The sequence below is a fragment of the Cesiribacter andamanensis AMV16 genome (assembly GCF_000348925.1).
Lineage (GTDB): Bacteria > Bacteroidota > Bacteroidia > Cytophagales > Cyclobacteriaceae > Cesiribacter > Cesiribacter andamanensis.
Genome location: NZ_AODQ01000068.1, coordinates 1 through 23,712, shown reverse-complemented (window position 1 = coordinate 23,712; position 23,712 = coordinate 1). Strand labels below are relative to the sequence as shown.

Genomic DNA, 23,712 nt, shown 5'->3' with positions numbered 1-23,712 from the left:
AAAACATGAGTCATCCCGAATTTTCTAAATGGCTAAAACAGCCTTAGATTACTGTATTCTAGCCCAAAAACATAAAGAAGGGACGTCATCTCGACCAGCGGGAGAGATCCGGCATAGGACAACTCATTACTAAAAACTTTCCAAGATCTCTCCCCGCGCGGCGGCCGCGCTGGTCGAGATGACAGCCTACCTTAATAAAAAAGGCCTCAAGATTCATTCTGAGGCCTTTTTTATTAAGTGTCCCACTAAAAATTCGGGATGACTCATGTTTTTTGCTTTACTGTGGCAGGTAAATGGAAAAGGTTGTTCCCCTGTTTACCTCACTTTGCACGGCAATGGAGCCGCCATGGTTATCAACAATGCGCTTTACCAGATACAGGCCTATGCCAGTTCCCTCCACATGCGTATGGTAGCGCCGAAACATGGTGTAGATCTTGGACAGGTGCTCCTGGGCAATGCCCAGTCCATTATCGCTAATGAGCAGCTCTACCCCTCCATCTTTGCGGGCGCAGGCAATATGGATCTCAGGTGCCCGCTCGGGTGAGCGGTACTTGATGGAATTGGTGATCAGGTTTTGCAGAATGCTGCTCATACTTGCCCTGGAGAAGTGCATTTTGCTGCAGACCAGATCGGTATGCAGCCGCGCCTCTGATTTGAGGATACTGTCTTCAATGCTCAGCAACACATCATTAAGCAGCTCCCTGAGGTCAAATACCTCCACATCTTCGTGCAGGTTCTTGTTGGTGCGGGCCACCTCTGTCAGGGCCTGAATGGTTTCTTTGAACTTGGCTATGGAAAGCTGTATTTTTTCCAGGATCTCCTCCACCCGCTCGGGCTTGTTCCGCTTCAGGGCTGCTTGCAGTGCATATACCAGACCCTCAATGTTCAGTACGGGTGATTTAAGGTCGTGCGAGGCGGTATAGACAAAATTGTCCAGGTCGTTGTTAATTTTGTGCAGCTCGTCATTCTTCTGACGAATGGTTTCAAACAGGCGCGAGTTATCAATGGCAATGGCTGCCTGTGAGGCAATACCCTGCACAACCTCAATAGAGGTAGTGGTAAACACCCCTGCCCGCCTATGGCCAAATAAAAGGGCTCCCAGTAGCTCACCCCCTCTTGATTTTACCGGCACAGCCAGGTAACTCTTTACCGGCAGTTTGCTAGTATCTATTCCCTGATAAGGGGTATCCTTTCCAAAAAGCGGGTCCTGGGTGATATCATCAGAGCACACCACTTCTTGCCCAAGCAGTCCTGCAATGGCCATATCCTGCACCACCTCGCTGCCCGCTCCGGATAAGGTATGGAGCGTCAATTTTTCACCCTGCCCGTTATCCTGGTGGTAAAAGAGGGCTCCAAACTCAGCATTGGTCAGCTCGGTACAGGAATCGGTTACCGACTGCAGCAGCTTTTTCAGGTCAAGCTCAGCGGAGAGGTCCCGGCCAATGGTATTGAGCAGCTGCAGGTTTTTATTTTTTTCTTTAAGAGCCAGCTCGGCTTCCTTGCGCTGGCTGATGTCATGCGCCTCCAGCAGGTAAGCCACTACCGTATTGGCATCCACAATGGGTTGGGCATTCAGGAGCACATGCACATAGCTGCCATCGCTCCTGAAGAAAACACTCTCGTGGTTGTAGATTACCCCGGTTTGGGCCAGGGCTTTTACAATGGGGCAGTCCGCTGCCGGAAAGGGGCTGCCATCCAGGCGGCTATGATGCACCAGCTCATGAAAACCAGTTCGTTTATAATCATCCAGCGAATAGCCAACCAGGGCGCGCGCTGCAGGATTGATAAAGGTACAGCGCTGGTGCTTATCCAGGATAAAGAGGGCAGCCGTGGCATTATCGGTGATCAGCTGTTTGAGGTAATTGCTGCGCCGGCTGTTGGTAAGTGAGTAGAGAATAATAAAGATCAGGCTGCTCATCAGCATTCCGCCTCCCAGAATAAACCAGGGGAGTGCCGTACCCTGACCAAATTCCGGCCCGGGCGAGGAGTACACCTGCCAGGTGCGGCCTGCCAGCCGTATGGGGCTGATGCGCAGCACATCCTGGTGCTTGCGGTTGGCATGTGCAATGGTATCCGAATCATAGACCAGCGATGAGCGATCCAGGCGCGATCCTTCGTACACCTCCAGGTGCAGCTCTTTGAAGCGGTTCCCCAAAATGCCGCTCATCAGATCATTCACCCGAAAGGGGCTGTAGATAAAGCCGGTGAGGTGTTGGCGCCGCTGCTCCTGTGTTTCCAGGGGGGCATTCCGTTTATAGAGCGGTACATAGAGGTTTAATCCCCTTTGCACCCCTGTTTCGGTTTCCTGCACCAGCGTAAGAATGCCCGACAGCGAGGGCTGTCCGGTATCGCGGGCACGCTCCATTGCCTCCCTTCTAACGGAATCGGTATACATATCATACCCAAAGGCCCGCTGATTTCTCCTGTCAAAAGGCTCCAGATAAAGGATGGAGGTATACACTTCCCGATCTCCGGCCGGCCATACGGCAAAGTCCGGAAAACCGCCGGCCCGCAGCTGGGCTTCTAAAGCCGGCAGGTATGATTTGGGAAAATAGGCAGAATAGCCCAAACCCTGTATGCCCGGATAGTTGGCATCCACCTCTACCATGGCAACATACTCTTTCCACTCCTGGCGGCTCACACTATCGGCTATCATAAACAGACCCTTTGCTCCCTTCAGGATCTGGATATAATCGTTCATCCGCTTTTCAATAGCGGATTTTGCCGTTTCGGTTCTCAGGGTAAACAGGGCCTCGTTGCGCTCTAAAACCCGGCTGTAGGTTTGCCAAAACGTTATAAAGGTAAGGATCAGCAAAACTACAAAGGCCACCACAGCCAGGGCATATACTCTAAAAAATTCTCTTACCTTACTCAGGGACATTCTCGTATATTTTTCAAAAATACTGCAGGGCGATATTCGGACAAAAAATAGATATGCCCAAGATTCGCTCAAAGTATCAACATAAAATAGCAAGATGGGTTATTCTTCTTAATAAGGATCCATCCACTTTGATGACGATACAAAATGAGCAATTTTTTAAGAAACGCAGGAATTTTAAGCCTTGGATATTTTGCAGCCAAGAGCCTGTACCGCAGCATTCAGCACAAGCGCTATAGTTTTTACGGCAAAGTAGTGGTACTTACAGGCGGCTCCAGAGGCCTTGGCCTGGTAATGGCCCGCCAGCTGGTGCAGGAGGGCGCCTATCTGTGCATCTGCGCCCGCGATGAGCAGGAACTGAGCCTGGCCCGTATGGAACTGGAAGATCTGGGCGGACATGTGCTGATGGTGACCTGCGATATCACCGACCCCAAAGCCCCTGCCTACCTGATAGAGCAGGCCGTGCAGGCCTATGGCAGAATTGATGTACTGATCAACAATGCCGGCCAAATGGTGGTGGGTCCCTACATGAGCATGGTAGAGCAGGACTTTGACCGCATGATGCACCTCTATTTCTACGCACCCCTGCGGCTGATTGAGGCAGCACTCCCCTACCTGCGGCAGCACGGGCAAGGCCGTATCCTCAACATCTCTTCCATTGGCGGCAAGGTGAGCGTGCCCCATCTATTGCCGTACTGCGCCGCAAAATTTGCCCTTACAGGCCTGTCAGAAGGCCTCTACGCCAGCCTGAAAGAAGAAGGGGTACTGGTAACCACCGCCTGCCCCGGCCTGATGCGCACCGGCAGCCCCCGCAATGCCGATGTAGTGGGCAATCATGAACAGGAATACCGCATCTTTAAGATCAGCGATTCCCTGCCCCCCCTGGCCATAGAAGCTGAACGGGCCGCCCACAAACTTCTGAATGCCTGCCGCCGCGGCGATCCGGAATACATCCTTACGGTACCGGCCAAGCTGGCCAGCCTGATCCACGGCATTAGCCCCTCAACCGTTATCCGCATCAACGAGCTCATCAACCGCTGGATGCTGCCGCAGGGCACCGAAAATAAATGGGCCATCAAGGGGTATGAAACACAATACGAGAAGGATGGCGACCCCCTGACCCAGCTGACCGACCAGGCCGCCGCCAAAAACAATGAGTACACCCATGAATACAGTCAGAAAAGGGCATCTGGCCAGCGCAACAACGATGCGCCCAGCAGCCTGTAAGCACTACTCTTTGCAATGACCAACCTCTACTTTTATGTTAACAATTATAATGAAAGGCCAGAACCTCCGGCACTGGCTTCTGGGCCTTGCCCTCTTTAGTTTTCCTTTTGTTAGTCTAGCCCAGAACGGACAGGAGCGAAAATATTCCGAGATGAAAGGCTTTGTGAACAAGCCCGGCTTTTTGGAAGCCAGCCCCGAACGCCTCAAATCCCTGAAACTGCCCCTGGGCTTTACCATTGAAAAATGGGCCGACGGCTTTGAAAAACCCCGCATGCTGGCCGTAGGTCCTCAGGGACAGGTATATGTGTCCGATCCCAAGAAGGGAGAAGTACTGCTGCTGCAGGATAGCAATAAGGATGGAAAATCAGATGCCCGCCAGGTGGTGATGAAACAGGATAAAGCCCATGGACTTGCCGTGCACGAAGGCCAGCTGTATGTGGTAACGGTACGGGAGGTGTACCGGGCCCCCATTCAGGCCAATGGCAGCCTGGGTACTGCCCAAAAGATCATCAGCGACCTGCCCGATGGCGGCCAGCACCCCAACCGCACGCTCTATTTTGGTCCCGATGGCAAGATGTACATTACCGTAGGCAGCACCTGCAATGCCTGCGACGAGCCCAATGAGGAGGCCGCCACCATTCTTCAGTTCAATGCCGACGGCAGCGGGCGCACCATCTGGGCCAGGGGTCTGCGCAATACCATTGGCATGGACTGGCACCCCCAGACCCGACAGCTTTGGGGCATGGACCATGGCATTGACTGGTTTGGCGATGATGAATCAAAAGAAGAACTGAACCTACTGGAAGAGGGCAGGCATTACGGATGGCCCTACATCTATGAAAAGGGCACCCGCAGCCCCAAAGATACACCCGAAGAAGGCTGGCAGGCCTATGAAAAAAGGTAAGCAGCCCGGCCCTGCTCCTGACGGCCCATAGTGCCCCCATGGACATGCTGTTTTATACCGGAAGCCAGTTTCCGGCAGAGTACCGCAACCAGGCCTTTGTAAGCCTGCACGGCTCCTGGAACCGCAGCGAGCCCTCCGGCTATAAGATTGTGCGGATACGGTTTGAAAATGGCCAGCCCCGGGAGGCTGATGATTTCATCAGCGGATTTTTACTCCCCGACAAAAAATCACATATTGCCCGCCCCTGCGGCATGGCTCAGCTACCCGATGGCTCCCTGCTGCTTACCGATGATGGAGGGGGTGTTATCTACCGGATCAGTTACAAAGGTTCATGAAAAAATTTCTGCTGGGCAGCCTGCTGCTTTGCGGGCTTAGCGCCACCGGCCAGGAGCAACTCCCGGCCGATTCGCTGCTGCCCGAGGCTCTGGTAACGGCCTATGGCATCAGGCCCGGACAAGGGGTGGCTGCTGCCGTTAGTGTACTTGATCGTACAGCCTTCATGAGCAATGGAGAGGCCTCCCCCCTGTATGCGCTAAACGAACTGCCCGGCGTACGGCTGGAAGAGCGGGCCCCGGGCAGCTATCGGCTCAACATCCGCGGCAGCTCCCTGCGCTCCCCCTTTGGGGTACGAAATGTTAAGGTCTACTGGAACAACCTGCCCCTAACGGAAGCCAACGGTACCACCCCTCTTAACCTGCTGGATGTAGCCCTCTACCGCCAGGTAGAAGTGGTAAGGGGTCCCGCAGCCAGCTACTACGGAGCCGGCACCGGAGGGGTCCTGAACATCTCCAGCCTGGAGCGCAGTGGGCTGCAGTCGGGCCCCGAGGCCGAACTGGCAGCAGGCTCCTGGGGTTACCGGCGGCTGAAGGCTGGCTACCAACAGGCCGGCAGCCAGCAGCAGTGGCGCCTTGGGGCCACACAGCTGCACAGCCAGGGCTACCGGGAGCACAGTGATCTGCTGCGGCAGAATGTATTCTGGACCGGTCGCCACCAGCTTAGCCCCCGCCAGCAGCTGGAAACCAACCTGCTACTGGCCCGGGCCGACTACAGCATCCCCGGAGGGCTAACGGCCGAGCAGTTTGCTGAAGACCCACGCATGTCCCGCCCCCTGAGCATTGAGCGCAACGCCTCGGTGCACCACCGCTATGCCCTGGCGGGGATCGGCCATGAATGGACCATACGACCCGGCCTGGGCAACCGTACCTACCTCTTTGGCTCCAGCGGGTTTTATGATCACCCCTTTATTACTGACTATAAGCGAGATTTTTCGGCGGGCGGCGGCCTGCGCACCCTTTTTGAGCATACCCGTCAGCTGGGCGAGCATGCCCTTCAGCTGCAGGCAGGGGGCGAATACCAGCAGGGACTGGACCTGGCCCGTAACTTTGGCAACAGGGCCGGCCAGCCCGATACCCTAAATTTTGATGATGAGATCCGTAGCCGGACCGCACTGGCCTTTGCACAGGCCGATCTGTACCTCAGGCAGCAGCTTTCGCTCTCAGCAGGCCTTAGCCTCAACTGGTTTGCCAATGATATTTTCCGCCTTTGGGATTCGGCTCAGCAGCGCTCCTACCGGCTGCAGAAATCCTTTGATCCTGTATGGGCGCCCCGCATCGGGGCCCTGTGGGATATAAGCCGCGCATGGCAGCTCTATGGTCAGATCAGCAGGGGATTTAGCCCCCCCTCGCTGGATGAGATCCGCACCAACGAAGGCAGCCTGAACCAGGACCTGGAAGCCGAGCGAGGTACAAATTATGAACTGGGCGTCCGCACCAGTCTGCTGAAGGGTACCATCAGCGGCTCTCTTACGGCCTATTACCTGCACCTGCAGCAGACCATAACCAGTTTTGTGACCGAGGGGAGCACAGTTGCCCAGTTCCGCAATGCCGGCGAAACGCGGCAGCGCGGGCTGGAGACCCAGTGGCAGCTGCAACTGCTGCGCACCCCTCGATGGCAACTGGAGTCGGCTCTATCTGCCACCTGGCAACATTTTCGCTTTGCCCGCTACCGGCAGCAGGAGAATGATTATTCCGGCAATGCGCTGCCCGGGATAGCCCCCCTTAGCAGCTCGGCCAGCCTGCACCTGCGCTACCGGCAGGGGCTTCGCTTATCGCTTATGCACCAGGCTACCGGCAGCATGCCGCTCAATGATGCCAACACCGCTTATACTGACCCCTACCAGCTGCTCAATGCCCGCCTGGACTTGCGCCTGGCCCGCTGGCAGAGCTCGGGCCTCAGGCTCTTCTTCAGCGGGCAGAATTTGCTGAACGAGCGCTACAGCCTGGGCTTTGATCTGAACGCCTTTGGCAATCGCTTTTACCAACCGGCGGCTGCCAGAACGTTTATGGTCGGCATCTCCCTGGAGCTGGAGTAAGCCTACGTTTGGCTGACATCAATAGCCCGCGGCTATATCATCGCCGCGGGGATCAGCGGCGCCTTCCAGCTGCCCGTTGGTTCTGCGCAGGATGGCATTGATGCGTCCGTAGGCCGGCCGCTCCCGCAGCGTATGCCCCAGGCTACGCAGGCTGTCCTGCAATTCGGCCGAAAACTGACCACTCTCCAGCTGAATTTCATCGGGCAGCCACTGGTGATGAAAGCGCCCGGCCCACACGGCCTCCGTCATGCTCATGTCATGCACCAGTACCCCCAGCACCGCCTGGTATACCGAGGTGATAATGGTAGAGCCACCCGGTGTACCCACCACCATATAGACCTCTCCCCCTTTTTCAATGATTGTAGGGGTCATGCTGCTCAGCATGCGCTTGCCGGGTGCAATGGCATTGGCCTGGCTGCCAATGATGCCGTACATATTGGGATGTCCCGGCTTAATGCTAAAATCATCCATCTCATTATTGAGCAGAAATCCCGCTCCCTTCACAAAGGTCTTGGCGCCATAGGAACCATTGAGCGTAGTGGTGAGCGAAACAGCATTTCCGCGGGCATCCACAATGGAAAAATGCGTGGTTTCTTCCTGCTCCAGGGCTGCAGGCACAGCATCTGGCGCAAGGGCATGGCTGGGAGTGGCCCCTTCCAGCGAAATGGCCTGTGCTTTGCGCAGCAGGTAGAGCGAGTCCAGCAGCCGGGCTACGGGCACCTCCCAAAAATCGGGGTCGGCCAGGTGGCGGGACCTGTCCAGGTACACCCGCCGCTCCATTTCGGCCATGGCATGCATGCTGCGGACCGACTGGTGCCCCCATTGCTGCAAGGGAAAGTGTTCGCTCATCTTCAGCAACTGCAGCAGGGCCAGACCGCCGCTGGATGGAGGTCCCATGCCGATAATGCGATACGCACCAAAACGGCCTGTGAGCGGCTCCCGCCAGACGGCCTCATAGCGGTCCAGGTCTTCCTCGGTGATCAGCCCGCCATTGGCCTGCATATCGGCCACCAGCAGGCGGGCGGTTTCACCTTTGTAGAAGCCATCACGCCCCTGCTGCTGGATTCGCTGCAGGGTAGCCGCCAGCAGGGGCTGCACCAGCTGGTCTCCCTTTTGCCAGCTGCCCTCCTTCAGCAGGGCTACCTGGGCGGGGTCGGCATTAAGCTCAAGAAAATCCGCGCGGTTCTGGTTAAACTCCCGGGCCTGCCGCTCGGTAATGGCAAAGCCTTTTTCTGCCAGCTGCACGGCAGGCGCCAGCAGCTCCTCCCAGGGAAGGCTACCAAAGCGCTCATGCGCTCGCCACATGCCCTCTACCGAGCCGGGAACCCCTGCAGCCAGATGGCCCCGAATGCTCCTGTTGGGAATTACCTCGCCGGTCTCATCCAGGTACATGGTGGGGCTGGCCGCCAGGGGGGCTTTTTCCCTGAAATCAAGGGTATAGGCTTCCCCTGTCTGTTGGCGGTACACCAGAAATCCCCCACCGCCGATATTGCCGGCATTGGGATATACCACCGCCAGGGCAAACTGTACGGCTATGGCTGCATCCAGAGCGGTACCCCCCCTGCGCAGCACCTCCACGCCTACCCTACTGGCTTCCGGATGGGCCGTCACCACCATGGCTTCCTGACGTAAACAGGTTTTCTCAAGGCAGCCGGTACTCACCCCTTTGGGCTGGGGTTTGGTGGTACAGGTAAACAAAACAAAAAGCAGGGCAAGAAGGGGGTAGTGTTTATACATAGAAGCAGTAGCATTAGGTGATAGTACAAGAAGTATACTACAGCAGCCCAACAGGGGTTGCCTGCAGGTACTTGAGTAAACTCTGGCAGAGCAATAACGTCTTTTTGGAGTAAGAATAAAATGCCGGCAATCCGTTGCGCACCCGCTGCCGGTCTGGCCACCCTGCGCCCCTGCAGCAGAAACTGGCAATAGGAACTGGATTTAGCCGAATTAGCGTTAGGTTTGCACAAAACCAGCAGCTACTCATGGCCCGCAGCCTACGACCATCCGCACAGGAGCATCTTTATTATTGCCTTCACAAACCCTATGGGGTACTCAGCCAGTTTACGCCCGAGGGAGAGCATGCCGGGCTGGGCAGTCTGTTTGATTTTCCGGAAGGCGTCTATCCCGTAGGCCGGCTGGATGCCGATAGTGAAGGCCTGTTGCTACTCACCAGTGATACCCAGCTCAACCACCGCCTGCTGGATCCCCGCCATGGCCACTGGCGCACCTATTGGGTACAGGTAGAAGGCACCATAACCCCTGAAGCCCTTCAGCAGCTCCGAAAGGGAGTAAGCATCCGCATCAATAAAAAGGACTACCAAACACTGCCCGCCCAGGCCGACCTGCTGCCCAAGAGCCTTTCCATACCAGAACGCACCCCGCCTATTCGTTTCCGCCTCAATGTGCCCACCAGCTGGATCTGGCTGCGCCTGCAGGAGGGCAAAAACCGGCAGGTACGCCGCATGACGGCCGCAGTGGGCTTTCCAACCCTTCGCCTGATGCGGGTCGCCATAGAAGAGCTGGAACTTGCCCCCCTGCAGCCCGGCGAGTTACGGCAGCTGAACAGACAGGAAATCTACCGCCAGCTGAAGCTTACTACCCCATCTGGCCCCTCCTTTTCCGGCCGCAGGCAGGGGGTCAGATCAGGACGAAATAACAGATAGTTACTGGTATTACCAGTATGATCCTACCAACAAAAAGCGGGCTAGCTGCCCGCTTCTCTATATTTCTCTAAATGCGCCGGGGATAATTAACATCCATAACCCAAATAACATGCGTAGCTCTACCAGGCCGGCACAAAGTTTAACCCAAAGCTTCCCCCTCGTTTATCGGGCCGCTGAAAGGCAAATGCATAGTAGGGCTCAATGATCAGCTGGCCAAAGAGGTTGATGCGCAACGACATGCCGGTAGAAAACACGGGAATACGCTCCCTGATGGCTGGAAAGCGGGTATCGCCATCCAGTTGTGGCGCTTCCCGGTTGAAGTTGATGGCCTGAAAATTAGAATCCCAGGCAAGCCCGCTATCAAAGAACAGCGCCAGCTCGGTAAAGAAAATGCCGGAATTGATCAGGGCCAGCTGTCGTGGTCCGGTAAAGGGCAGGCGAAGCTCAACATTGCCGACCAGAATGCTACTGCCGATCAGGTCGTTCACACTAACGGTATTGCCAGGCTGGCCGGTTTGCTGATCAAACACCAGATCATCATAGCCATGCACCATGCCGGGAAAGCCCAGAAAAAGGGGTCCAATGAACGAATACCGCTCGGCATCTTTGCCCTGCCGGGTATAGTGCATGCCCCGGAAGGCCAGGCTAAAGGGCTTCAAAAAGAAATACCGGCGCAGGTCCACCAGGTAGCTTTGGTACGTAAGCTCGCCAAAATAGGTCTCGGCGCCTATGCGGAACCTGTGCCCCTGCAGAGGCCCCACCAGGCCCGAGAAGGAATTATCGCCCACAAAGGCTGTCTCCAGCTGCTGCAGGGCAAATCCAGAAGGGGCCTCCCCTTTTTGCCGGTCCTGCGCTACCGGAATGGGGTTTACCTGATTGGTATTGGGGTTGAAGTAGTAATAGGTGTTGAACTCATCGTTGCGGTAGGAGTAGTAGGCCAGCGAGCCGCCAAGCTCCAGCCGCCGGGTGCTGCTAAAGGGCAGATAGGCAAAGAGCCCCAGCTTTTCTTCAAAGATGCGAATCAGGTTCAGCTGCTGCACATAGGCCGTGGTATCTTTTTCGTTGATCCGCACCTGCTCGGTAAAGCCCTCCAGATAGCCGGTGCGAAATGGCAGGTGTGAAAGGGACGCTCCCCAGTGGAAGCGGTTTTTGCGGTTGATGTAGGCAAACTGCCCGCCAAAATCATAGATTTCCCCATTGACCTGCAGCACTCCAAAGAGCTGATTGGTACCCAGAATATCACTAAAGATACCTGCTACACCTCCCGAAACCCCGGTACCAAACTGGCTGGTGGCTACCCCCACCCCGGTATTGCCCACATAATCAAGCTTGAACTTGGGCCGGTAGGGGCGCTCTTCCAGCTGGTCGGCAGGCACATAGCCAAAGCGCTGGGGCATGGCCAGGTTGCTGCTAACAATCACCGGCCCCACAGGGCTAAAGGGGGGTAGTGTGGCGGCCGTAAAGTCCAGTGCATCGGGTGCAACCGGCTGCCGGCTAAAGTCTTGCGGACGGGCTTTATACACCGTGTACCCATTCTTCTGGTAATACGAATAGGCCAGCTCACCAGTGCTGCGGCTTACGCTGATGGCTGGTGCCGTTTCGGTTATGCCGCTAATACCCGTCAGGAAATGGGTAAGCTGATGAAGCTGCCCGCTGGCCAGTTCAACGGCATACAGATTCCGGAAACCATCGCGGTTTGAGAGAAAATAGAGGGATTTCCCGTCGGGCGCATACTGGGGGTTGAAATTGTTGGCGCCCCGGAAAAAATCTATCACCCTAACCTGCCCGCTTTCCAAATCCAGCTGGCAGAGGTTAAAGGTGCGCCGGCCGTTAAAGGTGCCGGACTCCATGGCCAGCCGGTCAGAGGCAAATACAAGGCTACGGCCGTCGGGCGAGTAGCTGGGGTGCAGATCGGAATACACATCCCGGGTCAGCTGCCGTACCTGCTTGCTGTCCAGGTCATACTGGTACAGATCGCTGTACCCCTCTACCAGGCCGGTAACCACCACCGAGCGGCCATCGGGCGACCAGGTAGGATTGCTAAAAGCCGGTACACCGGGTATAAAGTGCTCTTCCAGCTCCCGGCCCCGCTGGGCATCTACCACAATGAGTTTGTTGCGGCCCTTGCTGTAAGCCACAAATACAAAGCGGCGGCTGTCGGGCGCCCAGGCCCCGGCCGATTCCACATAACTAAAGGCATCGATGTGGCTGTTGCGGGCCGTGCTGGAAACCTTGCGAATGGTGCGGCCGCTTTGGGCATCGGCCAGAAACAGGTCTATGGTAAAGATGCTTTTCTCCGACAGGTACATCACGTAGCGGCCATCGGGACTCAGGGAAGGGCTTATGTTAAGCTCCCCGGCATTTTCCTTGCTGATGAGCTTTTGGCCGCTAAGCCGCTGCACCGTATCGGGCATGATCTGGCCATAATGCTGCTCCAGCGAATGGCGCCACATGCGGGAGAGGGTTTCGGTATTCACCTGCAATACGGTATCTATAGCGGCATCCAGGCCATAGCGGGCTGTATTCAGGTAGAGGGGCAGCACCACATCATCGCCCCATACCCCTGTTACAAAGGCCCAGAAGGCCTGCCCGTAGCGGTATGGGAAGTATTTTGGGTTGGTATTGAGGTCTTTAATGGTGGGGATATCTCCACTCAGGTAGGCATCTCGCATCCACATGGCCGTATGGGCATCAATGCGGCCTATGGACATATACTCGGCCATGCCTTCCACAATCCAGAGCGGCAGGTTGCGCATGTTGGCCAGGGAAAGGGAGGAGTCCTGGCTATCGCGCAGCAGGTTGTACTGAAAGGCATGCACCAGCTCATGGCCCAGCACATGATCGGTTTGGGCATGGCTCTCAAAGGCCGGCATCACCACCCGGTTCTTGAGGCCTTCGGTCACTCCTCCGGTGCCTACCCCTATGCTGCCGCTAATGGCCGTGGTTTGCTGAAAATCGGCGTGGTTCTGGTAAAAGATAATAGGGTTTTTGAAGCGGATAGTATCCTGCAAAACCTCCTGGTGCATGGCATACCATTTTTCACTCATGCGCAGCAGTTCATGTACGGCCGAGTCGTTGGTGAAATAGTGGTAAAACTCAAAATGCGGACTCTCCACTACCTCAAAATCAAAGCTTCGGTAGCTTACCTTATTACGGCCAAAGTACTGTGCATGGCTCTGAGCGGTGCAGCAGAGGAGCAACAGCAGGCCCAGAAAAAAACAGATTCCGTGTTGGGCTACTTTCATTCAAAAAATGGATATAGAATGTTAAACGATAGTTTGGCACAAAATGAGGCAACGAGCCCCTAAAATTTATTATCTATACAAAAATTGTACCACTCCATACAAGTAGCTGAGTCAACCTCAAGCAACACACCATCCATAAACTTACTGTATGTCAGCAACTTATAGCAACATTCAGCCAGAAGTACTTTAAATTACCCATTGCGCCAAGACAATTTCGCTTTTTTCATGTTGTAAGATACGAGATTCCGGCCGCTGGGCCGCTGTACGTCTCAATGGTTTATCCCCTTGGTAAAAAACTGCGCTCCTTCTTAACCAAAGGTTGGTCCGTGCACTTATACTAGGCAGTGGATAGATAAGAAATGAAATTCTGGAATAAAGTAGGCATGGTTGTTATAGCTGGATTAGTCTTGATCGTATTTGTTTTGCCAAATACCATCAATTTTAGGGAAAGAGATGCTTTCTCTCAGGATAAGCGGCTTGAGTGGGCCGCTCAGTATTATCACATTAGTTCGGTACCGGATAGTGTACTGATTCCCCCCGGCGAGTGGTATGACCGTGGGGGGGCTCACCCCCTCTTTTTCGGTGAAAAATACCGGGACCTATGGGGCACCCCCGTAAAGGTACGGGTGCTGAAATATGATGAGATCAAGGGTGGCCTTACCCCAAAGCAGATTGGCGGCGGCCAGCAAACCTTTAGTGTAGATTTTCTGGATGGGCAGGAACGGGAGTGGGCCGTACGCTCAGTGAACAAAGACCAGTCCAAAGCCTTGCCCAAGGTGCTGCGCTGGACGGTATTTCGCTTTATGTTCCGGGACCAGGCCGCCTCCATGAACCCCTACGGCTCCCTGATCCTCCCCCCCATGGCTGAGGCCATTAACATTTACCACACCAATCCGGTGCTGGTATTTGTACCCTTTGATGAGAGCAAAAAGGAGTTTAATGATGTACTGGCCGGCCGCATGGCCCTGCTGGAAAATGATGCCGATGGCAGCTGGGAAAAGGACGCATTTTTTGACAATGCCTCCGAGATAGACGATACAGAAGAAATGCTGGAGCGGGCCCGGGAAAAAGGCATTCCCCTGGATACGCTCATGTACGCCCGCAGCCGCCTGTTTGATCTGCTGATCAGCGACTGGGACCGGCACGAAGGGCAGTGGAAATGGGCCCTGGTAGAAGAAGGGGGTCAGAAGATCTACCGGCCCATCCCCGGCGATCGGGACATGGCCCTCTACCGCTTCAACGAAGGCCTCTTCCCCAAGATCACCCTGCTGCTAAACCCTAAATTTCAGTCGTTCCGCAAGGACTATGGCCGGGTAAAAGGACTAACCCGGCAGGCAGCCGACATGGACCGGCAGTTTCTGGCCAGCATTAGCCTTACACAAATGGTAGCGCTGGCAGAAGAAATCAAGGCAGCGCTAACGGATGAGGTTATTGAGGAAGCCTTTCAGCGCTATCCCGCCGAAATAAGGGAAAAGGTAGGCCGGGAACATGCGGAGATCATGCGCATCCGGCGGGATAAACTTCCGGAAGTAGCCAGAGAGTTTTGGGAGATCACCCAGAAGAATATAAAAAAGAACCGGTAGCCCACTACCGGTTCTTTTTTGATTTGTAAAGGGGGGGTAAACCCTGCTTAGGGCCGTTTGTAGATTTTTCCGTCTTTCATCACAAAGCTTACATGTTCCATTACCCCTATGTCCTGAAGGGGATTTCCCCGCACAGCCACAATATCGGCCAGTTTACCCTTTTCAATAGACCCCAGGCGGTCTTCCATGCCCAGGATGCGGGCGGGCACCAGGGTGGCTGCCTGTATGGCTTCCATGGGGGGCATACCTCCCTGCACCATCAGGGCAAATTCTTTGGCATTATAACCATGCACAAATACACCGGCATCGGTTCCGTACACAATCTTTACCCCCTTCTTATAGGCCTGTGTAAAGGTATCCTGGATCTTGGGGCCTATGGCCAGCGCTTTGGGCGTTACCACATCAGGATAGTAGCCTTTTACCTTTGCACTATCGGCTACGGTGCGGCCGGCGGTTAGGGTGGGCACCAGGTAGGTGCCGCGCTGGATCATTAGCTGCATCACTTCTTCATCCATATAGGTGCCATGTTCAATGGTGGTTACGCCGGCCAGCACGGCCCGCTTCATTCCCTCCTTGCCATGCGCATGGGCTGCCACATGCATGCCGTAGTCTTTGGCGGTTTCAATAATGGCGGTCAGCTCTTCGGGGGTAAACTGCGGCCCGCTACCGTCTTTGGCTACGCTCAGCACCCCACCGGTAGCCGTAATCTTGATCAGGTCAGATCCATTCTTATAGGCCTGGCGCACCGCTTTGCGGGCTTCTTCCGGGCTATTGATCACCCCCTGCTCGGGGCCCGGATTGCCCATCAGCTGGCGGTTAACCCCATTGGTGGGGTCGGCATGGCCGCCCGTGGTGGCGATGGATTTGCCGGCCGTAAAGATGCGCGGCCCATCTGCCCAGCCCTGGGCTATGGCATTTCTTAGAGAGATGTTTACACCGCTGCCCCCAAGGTCCCGCACGGTGGTGAAGCCGGCCATCAGGGTAGTACGGGCGTATTGGGCCGCCCGCAGGGCCATTTCAGCCTCGTTGAGCCTGAACTTTTCAGAATAGGAATCTTTGCTGGTCTGGCTCTCCAGGTGCACGTGCATGTCGATGAGGCCGGGCATAACGGTATGCTCCCGCAGGTCAATCAGCTGCTCGCCGCTACCGGCCTGGCTATACCCCTTGCGGATCTCCACAATGCGGTTGCCCTCCACCACCAGGGTTACTTCTTTCTGGGCCTGCTTGCTGCGGCCATCTATAAGGGTGCCGGCATGTATAAGAATGCGCTGCTGGGCTGCCAGGCTCAGGGGCAGCAGCAAAAACAGCAGGATGTAAAAGTGTTTTAGCATGTTCGGTAATTGGTAAAATAAAGTATCTTGCGGGTCTAAAATTGAATCACTATGCAACGCACACTGGGCATTCTGTTGTTTATTCTGGGAGCGGTAGGCTCCATCATCACCGGCTGGAATGCATACCAAAGTACTGAAAGTATTAAACTTTTGGGCAAACAAATTACGATAAGTGAAGCCGACTGGACTCCCCTGGTGATCAGTGCCGCCGTTGCCATCATTGGCCTGATCCTGGCCTCTACTGCTTCTTCTAAAAAGCGACGCCGCTAAGCCACGCAGAGCACCCCCCTATATACTGAGGCGTTCGCCATCTGCCAGCACCTTTACCGAAAGCGTTTGCTGCTGTTCCAGTACCTCATCGCCCACATGGGTGAGGCGCATCTCCCGGACAGAAAACTGCCCGAGCCGCGGCTTTAGCAGCTCCCAGCTCAGGTGTCCCGGCTTTTCGCCTTTCAGAAAATTGCATTCGCAGATAAAGAGATCGGCCCCTTTACTTAGCGGCAGCAGGTTGTTGTGCCAGGCCGTATCACCCGAAAATGCCAGTACCTTGCCACCAGCTTCCAGCCGCAGGCCATGGGGCAGGCTGTCGGGCGAGTGCTTCACTTCCCAGGCCTGCAGGCTCAGGTCCAGCAGCTGCAGCGCCTCCCCTTCTTTGTAGGTCAGGTAGGTAATGGGAAAACTCTCCAGCACATCTTCAGTACCCGGATAGAGCATGGGCAACAGTTTTTCCAGGCGTTGCTGCAGCCCCTGCGGACCGGCCAGGATGAGTGGTTTCTGCCGCTGGTAGCGCTTGGCCGCTTCCAGCAACAGAAAGGGAAGCCCGCCAAAATGATCGCCATGAAAGTGGGTGATGAGTACCGCATCTGGTTCGGCTGAAGAAATCCCCTCCCGGTGCAGGGCCGGCAGAATGGTGGCGCCACAGTCAAGCAATAGCGAATGCTTTCCGGTCTGTACATAAAAGGAGGTCTGCAGCCTGCCGCCGCTGCCAAAGGCATCTCCACATCCTAAAACGGTAAGGTCCATAACATTTTTGGTTTTTAGGGATTTACTATAGATCCATGCAGTTTTCAGCATCCAAGCCTTACCAGCACCCCCAATCGGCCGAAGAAGCCGTACAGCTGCAACAGCAGCTGAGGGAGCAGATCAGCCTTAGTCCGCTGACAGCACCTGTACGCTACCTGGCCGGCGCCGATATTTCCTTCAATCTTTATGAAGACACCGTCTATGCCGGAATTGTTGTGCTGGAGTTGCCGGGGCTTACACCCGTAGTGCATGCGCTGGCACAGTGTGTGGCAGGCTTTCCCTATGTGCCGGGCCTGCTCTCGTTTCGGGAGATCCCCTCGCTGCTGCAGGCCTGGGAGCTGCTGCCCCTGAAGCCCGATGCCCTGGTAGTGGATGGGCATGGCATCGCGCACCCCCGTCGTATGGGCATAGCCAGCCACTTTGGGCTGGTAACAGGCTGCCCCAGCATGGGCTGTGCCAAAAAGAAGCTGGCCGGCCGCTATGAGGAGCCGGCCCTGGAAAAGGGGTCTATCTCTCCCCTCCTGCACAAAAAAGAAGTAATTGGCTGGGCCTTCCGCAGTAAAACAGGGACCAAGCCGGTCTTTATATCACTCGGCAACGGCATGAGCGGAGAGGATGCACTTAGCCTGACCCGCCGGAGCCTTGGCAAATACCGCATTCCGGAGCCCACGCGGCAGGCGCATCTGCTGGTGAACCGCTTTCGCCGGGGCGAGGTGCCGGCAGGGGTACACTGGTATGTAAGGCCGCCCCATACCCCCTCCCCCACAGAGAAGTAGTAAGATTGCTGAAAAATTCGTAAACTGTCCCGCATGAGGATCCCCTTTTTCTTCTTAGCGCTGCTTCTGGCCATTTTTATTCTGCCTGCTGATGCCCAGGACCTGCGCTGGAGCCGGCAGCAGGCGCCTACCGAAGCCAGCCTGCGCGGCCTGTTTGTGGTAGATGCCCAAACCGTTTGGGCCAGCGGGGCTGCTGGCACCCTGCTGCGCACCACCGATGGCGGCGCCCGCTGGGAACTGATCGTTCCGCCGGATAGCCTGGACTTTCGCTCGCTCTGGGCATTTTCAGCCCAGGAAGCGCTGATTGCTTCTGCCGGACAACCCGCCCGCATCTACCGCACCACCACAGGGGGCCAGCAGTGGCAGCTGGTTTGGGAGGATACCACCGGACTAGGCTTTTTTTGATGCCATCAGCTTTTGGGATGCACAACGGGGCCTTGCTCTGAGCGATCCGGTGGGCGGCAAGATCCTGCTGCTGCAAAGCCGGGATGGGGGCCGTAGCTGGCAACCCCTGGAGGCACCGGCGCCCGAAGAGGGCGAAGCTTTTTTTGCCGCCTCCAATGCCAGCATTGCCATGTGTGGCACACAACAAGCCTGGATTGGCACCGGAGGCGGCGCCATACGGGTGCTGCATACTCCCGATGCAGGCAGGAGCTGGCAGCTGCAATACCCCCCCATGCTCCGGATCTCGGAGGCGGCCGGCATTTATGCCCTGCACTTTGCCAGTGCCAAAAAGGGGGTGGCCGTAGGCGGCGCCTATGATAAGCCCGAGCTTGGCCGGCTGGCGGCCCTGTACACCACCAATGGCGGCAGGCGCTGGCGCCTCTCGGAAGAGCCTCCCCGTGGCTATCGCTGCGGCCTGGCCCTGCTGCCCGGTACAGCTACCTACATCAGCGTAGGCACCACAGGCACCGACCTTAGCCGGGATGGAGGCAAACGCTGGCAGCCCCTGAATACCGAAAACCTCAACAGCATCCGCTTTGCTCCCGCTGGGCGCAGGGGATGGGCGGTGGGGGCCAAAGGGGCAATTTTTCTGCTTGAATACTAACTACTACTTCCATACTATGCAGCACCTGCGTTATTCATTTGCCTTGGCCCTCTGTTTCCTGCTGACAGGAGCCCTGGCCCAGAACAAAAAACTCCAGCTGAGCGATTATGAAAAACAGGAAGTGTACATCCCCATGCGGGACGGCACCAAATTGTTTACGGCCATTTACAGCCCCAAGGACAAAAGCCGGAAATACCCCTTTCTGATGAACCGTACCCCCTATAGCATTGCGCCCTATGGGGCCGATACCATGCGGGCTTCCCTGGGGCCAAGCCGTTACCTGATGGAAGAGGGCTATATTTTTGTGTACCAGGATGTACGGGGCCGCTGGATGTCAGAGGGCCGCTACGACAACATGCGTCCCCAGCTGCCCAATGCCAACAAGAAAAAGCAGAAGGCAATAGACGAAAGCACCGATACCTGGGATACCATTGACTGGCTGCTGAAAAAAGTAAAGCCCAACAATGGCAAAGTGGGCCAGTGGGGCATCTCCTACCCGGGCTATTATGCAGCAGCCGGGGCCCTGAGCAACCACCCCGCGCTGGTGGCCTCTTCTCCCCAGGCCCCTATAGCCGATTTCTTTTTTGATGATTTTCACCACCACGGGGCGTATTTTCTGAGCTACTGGCTGGCCACTACAGTGTTTGGCTACCAGAAGGAGGCGCCTACCACCCAGGCCTGGTACAAGCGGGTAGACACCGGCACCCCTGATGCCTACCAGTTTTTTATGGACATGGGTTCCTTGAAAAATGCCAGCAAGTGGTACGGTGAGGACAATGAATTCTGGCAGCAGCTGGTGGCCCATCCCAACTACGATGAGTTCTGGCAGAAGCGCAACCTGCTGCCCCACCTGCGGGGCATCGATCATGCGGTGCTTACCGTGGGGGGCTGGTTTGATGCCGAAGATCTCTATGGCCCCCTGCAGATCTACAAAACCATCGAGAAGCACAACCCCCAGGCCGATAACCGCCTGGTCATGGGTCCCTGGAGCCATGGCGACTGGTCCCGCAATACCGGCAAGCAAAAGATCGGCTACATCACCTTTGGCGACAGCATCTCGAACTATTATCAGAAAAACATTGAGTACCCCTTCTTTCAGAAACACCTGCAGGGGGTAGCCGCTGCCGACCTGGCAGAAGCTCATGTGTTTGATACCGGCCTGAAGGCCTGGCGGCAGCACAGCGAGTGGCCCCCGGCCCAGGCCCAGACCATCCGCTTTTATTTCCATGACCAGCAGAAGCTGCAGCAGGGCGCTCCGCCTGCCCGGGTGCGCGCCGATTATGCTGAATTTGTAAGCGACCCCAACAAGCCGGTACCCTTTACGGACGAGATCCGCACCACCTTTACCCCCCGCAAGTACATGACCGAAGACCAGCGGCACAACTCCCGCCGGCCCGATGTGCTAGTGTTTCAGACTGAGGTGCTTGAGCAGGATCTTACCCTGAGCGGAGAGCTGCTGGCCCGCCTGCTGGTCTCTACCGATCAGCAGGATGCCGACTGGGTGGTAAAGCTCATTGACGTATACCCCAATGACCATCCGGACGATCCCGAAAATCCAGCCCACATCAGACTGGCCGGCTACCAGCAGCTGGTGCGCAGCGAAACCTTCCGGGGGCGCTTCCGCAACAGCTACGAGCATCCGGAACCCTTTACCCCCAATGCGGTTACGGAAGTGAAGGTGCCGCTGCAGGATGTGCTGCACACCTTTAAAAAAGGGCACCGCATCATGGTGCATGTGCAAAGCAGCTGGTTTCCGCTCATCGACCGCAATCCCCAGAAATGGGTGCCCAACATCTTTGAGGCCAATGAAGAAGATTTTGTAAAGGCCACGCACCGGCTCTACCACTCCCAGGAACACCCCTCCTATCTGGAGGCGCAGATCCTGCCAAAATAAGCTCTTTTGCCCTCTCATGCTTAAATAAATAAGGAGGGCCGAGCAACAGGCACTATTTTTGAGCGTATAGGCATTGACAGGCTGCTGCCCCACAGGTGGCAGCCTGCCGTATGTGCAGCGATATACCACATTAATGAAAGAAGAAGCAGACCTTAACCAGCCTCAGCCCCTCACCTTTTGGCAAAAAGCCAGGATCTATCTTACCGAGCGGCGCTATGATTTTACCCGCATTCCCCTGGCCAATAAGATAGGGGTAGTGCTGGGCCTGCTGGTGATCACCACATTCATGGCCTTGTTCTTTTTCTACCAGGCGGTGCGTCTTGAGTTTTTTGGTGAGGTGCCCTCCAAAGCCGAGCTTAAGGATATTCGCACCTCGGTAGCCAGCGAGGTATACTCCAGCGATGGCAAACTGCTGGGCCGTTACTTTATACAGGAACGTACCAGCACCCCCTATGAGCGGATATCGCCCAACATCATTAAAGCCCTTATTGCAACCGAAGATGCCCGTTTTTACCAGCATGATGGGGTAGACCACAAAAGCATTGGCCGGGTGATCTTCAAGACCCTGATGCTGCAGGAAGAAAGCTCGGGCGGCGGTAGTACCATTAGCCAGCAGCTGGCCAAAAACCTCTATCCCCGCAAGCGGCACCGGGGCCGCTTCCTGACCCTGGCGGTAAACAAAATGCGGGAAATGATTGTGGCCGAACGGCTGGAGGATATCTATGAAAAGGAGGATATTCTGGAACTCTACCTCAATACCGTGCCCTTTAGCGACAATGCCTTTGGAATTGAGACCGCCTCAGAGCGGTATTTTAATAAGAAGGCCAGCCAGGTAAATCCGCAGGAAGCGGCCACCCTGGTGGGCATGCTTAAAGCCACCACCAGTTACAACCCCCGCAAAAATCCGCAGCAGGCCACCCACCGCCGCAATGTGGTACTGGGGCAGATGGGGAAGTACGGCTACCTCACAGCCCGGCAGACCGATTCACTGCAGGCTACTCCCCTGAAGCTTGATTTTTACCAGCAGAGCCATAACGAAGGGCTGGCTACTTACTTTCGTACCCACCTGGCGCAGGAACTACAGCGCTGGTGTGCCAATAACACCAAGCCCGACGGTACCCCTTATAACCTGTACCGCGATGGCCTGAAGATCTACACTACCCTGGACTCACGCTTGCAGGAGCATGCCGAAAAGGCCGTGATGGATCAGATGAAAGAACTGCAGGCTTCCTTTTTTGCCCACTGGAAGGGGCGCGCCCCCTGGAGCGGCAACACCAAGATCCTGATCAAGGCCGTGGAGCGCAGCCCCCGCTACCGGCAGCTGAAGGCCGAGGGACTGGAGACCAAGGAGATCCAGAAAGTATTTGCCGAAAAAGTGCCCATGAAGCTCTTTACCTGGAAGGGCGAGATCGATACCCTGCTCTCCCCCCTGGACTCGGTAAAATACTACCTCTACTACCTGAATGCCGGCTTTATGGCCATGGACCCCCACAACGGGCAGGTAAAGGCCTGGGTAGGCGGCATCAACCACAAATATTTTAAATACGACCACGTAAACAACAAGACCCGCCGGCAGGTAGGCAGTACGTTTAAGCCCATTGTGTATGCTGCAGCCCTGCAGCAGGGCGCCGACCCCTGCACCTACATTTCGGCCGAGCGGGAGGTGTACCACGATATGGATGGCTGGTCGCCTGGCAATTCCGATGGCAACTACGAGGGCGAATATACCCTTGCCGGCGGCTTGATGAATTCAGTGAATACCGTAAGCGTTAAGGTGATCAAACGTACCGGCCTTAGCAATGTCATAAACCTGGCCAGGGCCATGGGCATTAAAAACGAAATTCCCAAGGTACCCTCCATTGCCCTGGGTACGGCTGAGCTCTCTCTCTATGAGATGGTGGCCGCCTATGCCGTTTTTGCCAATAAGGGCCGTACCATAGAGCCAACCTACCTGCTGCGCATTGAAAACAGCCAGGGCGAGGTGCTTGATGTGTTTGCCCCAGAAGAGCAGGGACGCCTGGCCCTGGAACCCGACAAGGCCGATATGATGCTGCAGATGCTGCGTACCGTGGTAAACCAGGGCACAGCCAGCCGCCTGCGCTGGAAGTACAAGGTGAACAATGACATTGCCGGAAAAACAGGCACAACCCAGTCGCATGCCGATGGCTGGTTCATTGGCATTTCCCCCGATCTGGTCGTAGGCACCTGGGTAGGGGCCGATGACCCCGGCATCCGCTTCCGGTCCATCAACCTGGGCCAGGGCGGCAGTACAGCGCTGCCCATCTTTGCCCGCTTCTGGCAGGAGGTGAATAAAGACACTACCTACACCCGCCTGAGTGAGGCCAAATTCAAGATCAGCCCCCAGCTGCTGGCCAGCATGAATTGCGAGCCCTACCGGGCACCCATGGATATGGATCTCTTCGACCGCATCTTTGGCGGAAAGGATGAGCGGGACCAGCGCCGCCAGGAGCGGCAGCAAAACCAGCAGCAGGAAGAGAAAAAACGGGGAATCCTGAAAAAGATATTCGGAGGGGGGTAATACCAGGAAACAGGAGACATCCCGAATTTTCATCAGAATGATTACTAAAAAAAGGCCTCAGGATTTATTCTGAGGCTTTTTTTTTAGTAAGGTGGCGGTCATCCCCGAGGCTGCGCGGCCCGCCAAAGGGAGGGATCTTGGTAAGTTAACTTCTTATGAACCGTCTTCTCCNGAACTCTCCTGCTATCGAGATAACGGCGATTTTTTTGTGCTTTCAGGCTAATAAAACA

At 55.8% G+C, this 23,712-nt stretch carries 17 protein-coding genes; 12 read left to right on the top strand and 5 right to left on the bottom strand.

Annotation, left to right across the window (positions count from 1 at the left end; genetic code table 11):
• Nucleotides 1-277: 277 nt before the first annotated feature.
• A complete protein-coding gene (locus ADICEAN_RS12875; RefSeq protein ID WP_009196050.1) occupies nucleotides 278-2,881 on the bottom strand; it encodes a CHASE domain-containing protein in 2,604 nt (867 codons plus the stop codon).
• A 144-nt stretch (nucleotides 2,882-3,025) separates the two neighbouring features.
• On the opposite strand from ADICEAN_RS12875, the gene ADICEAN_RS12870 reads away from it, so the two are divergent.
• The 4 genes from ADICEAN_RS12870 to ADICEAN_RS12860 are packed head-to-tail and all read left to right on the top strand — an operon-like array spanning nucleotide 3,026 to nucleotide 7,380.
• Nucleotides 3,026-4,105 carry an SDR family NAD(P)-dependent oxidoreductase gene (locus ADICEAN_RS12870; RefSeq protein ID WP_009196049.1) on the top strand — a complete coding sequence of 360 codons (1,080 nt, stop codon included), beginning with the start codon at nucleotides 3,026-3,028 and terminating at the stop codon, nucleotides 4,103-4,105.
• 34 nt (nucleotides 4,106-4,139) lie between these two features.
• Nucleotides 4,140-5,009: a PQQ-dependent sugar dehydrogenase gene (locus ADICEAN_RS12865; RefSeq protein WP_083879728.1), complete on the top strand. Its 870-nt coding sequence runs from the start codon at nucleotides 4,140-4,142 to the stop codon at nucleotides 5,007-5,009.
• A gap of 38 nt (nucleotides 5,010-5,047) precedes the next feature.
• The gene (locus ADICEAN_RS21295) at nucleotides 5,048-5,344 is read left to right on the top strand and encodes a PQQ-dependent sugar dehydrogenase (RefSeq protein ID WP_009196047.1); all 297 of its coding nucleotides are present in this window, start codon (nucleotides 5,048-5,050) and stop codon (nucleotides 5,342-5,344) included.
• Nucleotides 5,341-7,380 carry a TonB-dependent receptor family protein gene (locus tag ADICEAN_RS12860; protein ID WP_009196046.1) on the top strand — a complete coding sequence of 680 codons (2,040 nt, stop codon included), beginning with the start codon at nucleotides 5,341-5,343 and terminating at the stop codon, nucleotides 7,378-7,380. Before ADICEAN_RS21295 ends, ADICEAN_RS12860 begins: the two co-directional genes overlap by 4 nt.
• Before the next feature lie 18 nt (nucleotides 7,381-7,398).
• Here the strand turns inward: ADICEAN_RS12860 and ggt are convergent, their stop codons facing one another.
• Nucleotides 7,399-9,117, bottom strand: a complete 1,719-nt coding sequence (gene ggt, locus ADICEAN_RS12855; protein WP_009196045.1) for a gamma-glutamyltransferase — start codon at nucleotides 9,115-9,117, stop codon at nucleotides 7,399-7,401.
• 245 nt (nucleotides 9,118-9,362) lie between these two features.
• Here ggt and ADICEAN_RS12850 point away from each other — a divergent pair, with 245 nt between their 5' ends.
• Nucleotides 9,363-10,043: a pseudouridine synthase gene (locus ADICEAN_RS12850; protein ID WP_009196044.1), complete on the top strand. Its 681-nt coding sequence runs from the start codon at nucleotides 9,363-9,365 to the stop codon at nucleotides 10,041-10,043.
• A gap of 119 nt (nucleotides 10,044-10,162) precedes the next feature.
• On the opposite strand, the gene ADICEAN_RS12845 is transcribed toward ADICEAN_RS12850, so the two are convergent.
• Nucleotides 10,163-13,288 carry a PD40 domain-containing protein gene (locus ADICEAN_RS12845; protein ID WP_009196043.1) on the bottom strand — a complete coding sequence of 1,042 codons (3,126 nt, stop codon included), beginning with the start codon at nucleotides 13,286-13,288 and terminating at the stop codon, nucleotides 10,163-10,165.
• A gap of 407 nt (nucleotides 13,289-13,695) precedes the next feature.
• Here ADICEAN_RS12845 and ADICEAN_RS12840 point away from each other — a divergent pair, with 407 nt between their 5' ends.
• Nucleotides 13,696-14,871, top strand: a complete 1,176-nt coding sequence (locus ADICEAN_RS12840; protein ID WP_152426425.1) for a hypothetical protein — start codon at nucleotides 13,696-13,698, stop codon at nucleotides 14,869-14,871.
• Nucleotides 14,872-14,918: 47 nt separating this feature from the next.
• Here ADICEAN_RS12840 and ADICEAN_RS12835 read toward each other — a convergent pair whose 3' ends face one another.
• Nucleotides 14,919-16,202, bottom strand: a complete 1,284-nt coding sequence (locus ADICEAN_RS12835) for an amidohydrolase family protein (RefSeq protein WP_009196041.1) — start codon at nucleotides 16,200-16,202, stop codon at nucleotides 14,919-14,921.
• A gap of 51 nt (nucleotides 16,203-16,253) precedes the next feature.
• On the opposite strand from ADICEAN_RS12835, the gene ADICEAN_RS12830 reads away from it, so the two are divergent.
• Nucleotides 16,254-16,472: a hypothetical protein gene (locus tag ADICEAN_RS12830; RefSeq protein WP_009196040.1), complete on the top strand. Its 219-nt coding sequence runs from the start codon at nucleotides 16,254-16,256 to the stop codon at nucleotides 16,470-16,472.
• A gap of 18 nt (nucleotides 16,473-16,490) precedes the next feature.
• Here ADICEAN_RS12830 and ADICEAN_RS12825 read toward each other — a convergent pair whose 3' ends face one another.
• Nucleotides 16,491-17,225 carry an MBL fold metallo-hydrolase gene (locus ADICEAN_RS12825; RefSeq protein WP_009196039.1) on the bottom strand — a complete coding sequence of 245 codons (735 nt, stop codon included), beginning with the start codon at nucleotides 17,223-17,225 and terminating at the stop codon, nucleotides 16,491-16,493.
• Nucleotides 17,226-17,260: 35 nt separating this feature from the next.
• Here ADICEAN_RS12825 and nfi point away from each other — a divergent pair, with 35 nt between their 5' ends.
• The 5 genes from nfi to ADICEAN_RS12805 all read left to right on the top strand — a co-directional run bounded on the left by nfi (nucleotide 17,261) and on the right by ADICEAN_RS12805 (nucleotide 23,482).
• Nucleotides 17,261-18,001, top strand: a complete 741-nt coding sequence (gene nfi, locus ADICEAN_RS12820; protein ID WP_009196038.1) for a deoxyribonuclease V — start codon at nucleotides 17,261-17,263, stop codon at nucleotides 17,999-18,001.
• Nucleotides 18,002-18,034: 33 nt separating this feature from the next.
• Nucleotides 18,035-18,406, top strand: a complete 372-nt coding sequence (locus tag ADICEAN_RS21290; protein ID WP_009196037.1) for a WD40/YVTN/BNR-like repeat-containing protein — start codon at nucleotides 18,035-18,037, stop codon at nucleotides 18,404-18,406.
• 4 nt (nucleotides 18,407-18,410) lie between these two features.
• Nucleotides 18,411-19,049 carry a WD40/YVTN/BNR-like repeat-containing protein gene (locus tag ADICEAN_RS21285; RefSeq protein WP_394330754.1) on the top strand — a complete coding sequence of 213 codons (639 nt, stop codon included), beginning with the start codon at nucleotides 18,411-18,413 and terminating at the stop codon, nucleotides 19,047-19,049.
• Nucleotides 19,050-19,065: 16 nt separating this feature from the next.
• Entirely contained in the window at nucleotides 19,066-20,943 is a 1,878-nt protein-coding gene (locus tag ADICEAN_RS12810) for a CocE/NonD family hydrolase (protein WP_009196035.1), read from the top strand.
• A gap of 133 nt (nucleotides 20,944-21,076) precedes the next feature.
• A complete protein-coding gene (locus tag ADICEAN_RS12805; protein ID WP_009196034.1) occupies nucleotides 21,077-23,482 on the top strand; it encodes a penicillin-binding protein 1A in 2,406 nt (801 codons plus the stop codon).
• Nucleotides 23,483-23,712 lie beyond the last annotated feature (230 nt).